At 73.3% G+C, this 4,802-nt stretch carries 5 protein-coding genes; 2 read left to right on the top strand and 3 right to left on the bottom strand.

Features of this window, described 5'->3' with window-relative positions; genetic code table 11:
• Positions 1-147 precede the first annotated feature (147 nt).
• Together GTW08_RS14560 and GTW08_RS14555 are read right to left on the bottom strand one after the other, a co-directional pair.
• Positions 148-1,293 (bottom strand): acyl-CoA dehydrogenase family protein, encoded by a 1,146-nt coding sequence (locus tag GTW08_RS14560; RefSeq protein WP_073577486.1) that lies wholly within the window; start codon positions 1,291-1,293, stop codon positions 148-150.
• Positions 1,293-2,018 (bottom strand): GntR family transcriptional regulator, encoded by a 726-nt coding sequence (locus GTW08_RS14555; RefSeq protein ID WP_161152060.1) that lies wholly within the window; start codon positions 2,016-2,018, stop codon positions 1,293-1,295. The genes GTW08_RS14560 and GTW08_RS14555 overlap by 1 nt, the downstream gene beginning before the upstream one ends.
• A 58-nt stretch (positions 2,019-2,076) precedes the next feature.
• Between GTW08_RS14555 and GTW08_RS14550 the strand changes: the two genes are divergently transcribed.
• Together GTW08_RS14550 and GTW08_RS14545 are read left to right on the top strand one after the other, a co-directional pair.
• On the top strand, positions 2,077-3,615 hold the full coding sequence (locus tag GTW08_RS14550) for a long-chain-fatty-acid--CoA ligase (protein WP_073577488.1): 1,539 nt from the start codon (positions 2,077-2,079) through the stop codon (positions 3,613-3,615).
• A 49-nt stretch (positions 3,616-3,664) separates the two neighbouring features.
• Positions 3,665-4,081, top strand: coding sequence for a hypothetical protein (locus GTW08_RS14545; RefSeq protein WP_073577489.1), 417 nt, complete (start codon positions 3,665-3,667; stop codon positions 4,079-4,081).
• Here the strand turns inward: GTW08_RS14545 and GTW08_RS14540 are convergent.
• Complete coding sequence (locus GTW08_RS14540; protein ID WP_073577490.1) at positions 4,066-4,353, bottom strand: DUF1540 domain-containing protein; 288 nt, start codon at positions 4,351-4,353, stop codon at positions 4,066-4,068. The genes GTW08_RS14545 and GTW08_RS14540 overlap by 16 nt on opposite strands.
• Between the last annotated feature and the right edge of the window lie 449 nt (positions 4,354-4,802).

Below are 4,802 nucleotides of genomic sequence, written 5' to 3'. Positions count from 1 at the left end.
CCGAGGCCGCGCGGGTCCGTACCGGGGCCGGCGCCCACGTCGGCCCGACGGCCGTCCCGGCTCCGCGTCCCGACCGGCAGGCCGAGGCCGAGGCCGGCGACGACCGCGGGGCCGCGGAGCTCGCCCGGAACTCCGCGGCCTGAGCCGCTACAGCCCGTAGGACTTCCCGATGATGTCGCGCTGGATCTCGCTGGTCCCGCCGTACACCGTCGAGACGACGCTCTGGCGGAGCAGCCGCTCCATGCCGTACTCGGTGGCGTAGCCGTAGCCGCCGAGCATCTGCATCCCCTCCAGGGACAGGTGCTTGGCGAGTTCGGTGGCCTTGAGCTTGGCCATCGACGCCTCGCGCGGGAACAGCGCACCTGCGGGGGCCTCGTCGATCACCCGTGCGGTGTCGTGCACCAGCAGTCGCGTGGCCGCCAGCTCGGTGGCGTTGTCGGCGATGCGGTGGCGCATCGCCTGGAAGCTCCCGACGGGGCGGCCGAACTGCTTGCGCTCCGTGACATAGGCGACGGTGTCGTCGAAGGCGCGCCGCGCCAGTCCGAGCATGAGTCCGGCCAGGATCATCCGCTCCAGGTTCAGCCCGGCCATGAGCTGGCGCCAGCCCTGGCCCTCGACGCCGACGACGGCGTCGGCGGGCAGCTCGCACCCGTCGAAGTAGAGGTCGTTGACCTCCTTGCCGCCCATCGTCTCGATGCCGTGGATCGACAGGCCTGCCGCGTCGGCGGGCACGACGAACATGGTCAGGCCGTCGTGCTTGCCGCCCTCGGTGGAGGTCCGGGCGACCAGCAGGATGTGCGACGCGATGTGCGCGTTCGAGCACCAGGTCTTCTGGCCGTCGATCCGCCAGCCGGTCTCCGTCTTCGTGGCCTTGCACTTCAGTCCGCCGACGTCGGACCCGGCCTCCGGCTCGGACATCGAGATCGACAGCACGTCGCCGCGGCACATCCCGCCCAGCAGCTCCTGCTTCTGGGCCTCGGTGCCGAACTTCTCGATCGCCGCGGCGGTGATGGTGGTCGTGCCGAACCCGGCGATCGGGGCCTGGCCGTACGCGGACTCCTCCAGGAAGACCAGCAGGTCACGCATGCCCTGGCCGGCGCCGCCGTACTCCTCGGGGGTGGCGATGCCGAGCCAGCCGAGGTCGGCCATCTTGCGGTAGATCTCGTCGGAGTGGGCGTGCCGCCCGCCGCCGGTCAGCTCGTCGCGGCGCTCCTTGCTGCCGATCTCGCGACGGCAGAAGTCGCCGATCGCCTTCGCCAGGTCGGTCTGGTCCTCGGTCAGGGTGACGGGCATCAGGGGTCTCCTCGGTCGTCGGACCACATTCCGGTGCGGTCCAGGTGGGTGAGCAGCAGGTCGCGGCCGTCGAGCACGTGGCGACGCATCGCCGCCCGCGCGGCGCCGGGATCGGCGGCGCCGAGCGCGTCGAGCAGGACGAGGTGGGCGTCGACCGCGCCGGCCCGCCACTCGGGCGAGCCGGTGTAGAAGTGCGCCGGCAGGTAGTGCGACGAGCGCCCCACCAGCCAGGCGAGCTTGCGCGAGCCGGCCAGCCGGTTGACCTCGGCGTGCAGCCGGTGCTCGGCGGACACGAGCGGGTCCAGCTCGGCCGGGTCGTGGGTCTCCGGGGTGCGCTCGCACAGTGCGGCGATCCGGTCGGCGAGCTCCCGCAGCGGTGCGAGGTCGGCGGGGGACAGTCGCTGCGCCGCGCGCGCGGCCAGCGTCCCGGTCAGGTCGGCCTGCACCTCGAACAGGTCCGCGACGTCGTCGCGGGTCAGCTCGGCGACGACGAACCCGCGCCGCGGCACCGCGTGGACCATGTCCTCCGCGCGCAGCGACTGCAGGGCCTCACGGACCGGGGTGTGGCTGACGCCCAGGTCCGCGGCGATCCGGTCCATCCGCAGGAAGGTGCCCGGGCGCAGCTCACCGGAGAGGATGCGGTCCCGCAGGACGAGCGCGATGCGGTCGGGCAGCTGCGGGGCGCGGCCCGGCGGGAGCTCACGCACGAAGTCGGCCGTGGACACGGCGACTATCATATACGATTCTGCCGAACCTGCGTCGCGACGACCGAGGGAGAAGAACGTGCCGGGTCAGAGCCCTGCCGAGGATTTCCGCCTGACCGACATCCTCGCCGATCCCGACCGCGCCGACCTCGTCGCGCTGTCGTTCGACGGCGCGACGACCACCTACGGCGAGCTCGAACAGCGCGCCGGGCGCACCGCGGCGGCCCTGCGCGACCTCGGCCTCGGGGCCGGGGACCGCGTCGTGTGGATCGGGAGGAACCGGCCGGAGTTCCTGGAGCTGCTCTTCGCCGCGCCGCGGATCGGCGCGGTGTCGGTCCCGCTCAACACCCGGCTCACCGAGGCCGACCTGCTGGCGCTCGTCGCCGACGCCCGGGCCGGTCTCGTCGTGCTGGGGCCGGACTTCGCGGGGCTGCGCGGTGCGCTCGACGGGCGCCGGGTCGTCGTGGTGGGAGAGGACCACGCGGACTGGCGTGACGCGGCCGCGGACGTGCTGCCGCCGTCGTCGCCTGCCGGATCCACCCCGGACGACACCGTGCTGCAGCTCTACACCTCCGGCACCACGGGGCTGCCCAAGGGCGTGCTGCTCGCGCACCGGCAGTTCTCGGCGCTGCTGCTGGCCGCCGGGCACTGGTCGATCGACCCCACCTCGACCGCGCTGGTCGCGATGCCGCTGTTCCACATCGGCGGCGTCGGCTACGCGCTGGTCTGCCTGGCCGCCGGGGCGCGGTGCGTGCTCGTCGCCGACATCGTCCCCGGGCCGCTGCTCGACACGATGTCCGACGAGCGCGTCACGAACGCCTTCCTCGTGCCGGCCGTGCTGCAGATGCTCTCCGCGGTGCCCGGTGCCGCCGACCGCGACTGGTCCGCGCTGCGGTCGATCGCCTACGGCGCCTCGCCGATCACCGTCGGCGCGCTGCGGGCGGTCGTCGAGACCTTCCGCGCGCCGCTGTTCCAGGTCTACGGCGCGACCGAGACCACCGGTGCGATCACCCAGCTCGACCCGGGCGACCACGATCCGGACGGCCCCCGGGCGCACCTCATGCGCTCGGCCGGGCGGGCGTACCCGTGGGTGCGGCTGACGATCGTGGACCCGGCGACCGGCCGGGAGCTGCCGGCCGGCGAGGTGGGGGAGGTCCGGATCCACTCCGACCAGGTCACGGCCGGCTACTGGAACCGGCCCGAGGACACCGCGGCGGCGCTCGGCGACGACGCCACGCTGCGCACCGGCGACGGCGGCTACCTCGACGCCGAGGGCTACCTGTTCCTCACCGACCGGATCAAGGACATGATCGTGACCGGGGCGGAGAACGTGTATCCGATCGAGGTGGAGAGCGTGCTGTCCGAGCACCCGGACGTCGCGGACGTCGCGGTGATCGGGGTGCCCGACGAGCGCTGGGGCGAGGCGGTGAAGGCCGTCGTCGTGCCGCGGCCGGGGACGACGATCGATCCGGATGCCCTCGTCGAGTGGGTCCGGCCGCGGATCGCGGGCTTCAAGCGGCCCCGCTCGGTCGACGTCGTGGAGGCGCTCCCGCGCAACCCGAGCGGCAAGATCCTCAAGCGCGAGCTGCGTGAGACCTACCGCAGGGCCTTCACCTGACCGCAATCGTCGGTTAGCCTCGCCTCAGTACCGGTGAGGGAGGGCTTCCATGTCTCTGCGTCTGCCGACCGGCAGCATCACGGTGCTGCTCGGGCCGTCGGTGCAGCGCCGCCGCATGATGAACCGGTTGGACGACGCGAGCGGCCGGTGCGCCGACGGGCACGATGCCGTGGTCCGCAGGCTGGGCGCCCGCGCGACCGAGACGGCGGCGGACCGGCTGGCCACCGTCGACGCGGCCCGCCGGGACCCCACCGCGATGGTCCTCGCCGACCGCCTGACCGACGGTCTCGACGCACACGACCGCAGCACGGTGCTGTCCGCGCTGCGGGCGGTCGCTGCGGACGGGGTCGCCGTCCTCGTCGACGACATCGACCCCGTCGCGGCCCTCGCCGTGGCCGACGGCGCACTGCGCGTCGACGAGCGTGGCGAGGTCCGGGTGGAGGAGCTGGCCTACTTGGCCTCGTAGGTGAGGCAGTCGGCGGCGTCGGCGCCCGCGCCGATGTTCACCGACGCCGCGGTGCACTCGAGCTTCTCGTTGAACCGGCAGTCCGAACGGTGGCAGGCGCCGACGAGACCGTTGCCGCTGCCGCCGCGGAACGAGATCTCGACGAAGGTGCCGCAGTGGGCGTGGTCACCGGAGATCGTGATCGCCCCCGCGCCGCAGCTGGAGTCGGAGTTGTAGGAGCAGCTGGTGGCGGAGCACTGCTGAACCTGGGGCATGTCCTGGGCCGTGGTCATGGCGCCCAGGTTGTCGGGGTCGCCCGGTGCGCGCCAGGCAACAGAGGCTCGCCTGACCGGCAGTGCGGACCGCCTGATTTGCGCCCTCCACCTGGGAGTTCGGTCCGGCAAACGCGGTATGTATGTGTCGCGAATCACATTGCGTGCCCGCCGGACGGGTGATCTGTGGCGGTCGCGGAGGTGGCCGGCCGGCGACGACACCCGTCCGTGCGGTCGTCCGGTCGCGACGGCCGCCCGTCGCGCGGGCCCGCCCGATGCGACGGGCCGTGCCGGGCCGCCGACCGGCGGTGGGCGATGATCCCCCCGCCGGACCCGGTGGACCGGGCCGGAGAGGGAGGCGACGTGGACGAGGACCTGATGGGCCGGCTGATCCGGTTCGCCGACCTGACCGCCTGGCCGGCGTTCGCGGCGTTCGGGGTGCAGGAGGAGTCGATCGACCGGCTGCTCGC

Origin of the sequence: Pseudonocardia sp. SID8383, from assembly GCF_009864975.1 — a bacterium.
GTDB classification, from domain to species: Bacteria; Actinomycetota; Actinomycetes; order Mycobacteriales; family Pseudonocardiaceae; genus Pseudonocardia; species Pseudonocardia alni.
This window is presented reverse-complemented; position numbering and strand designations above follow the sequence as displayed.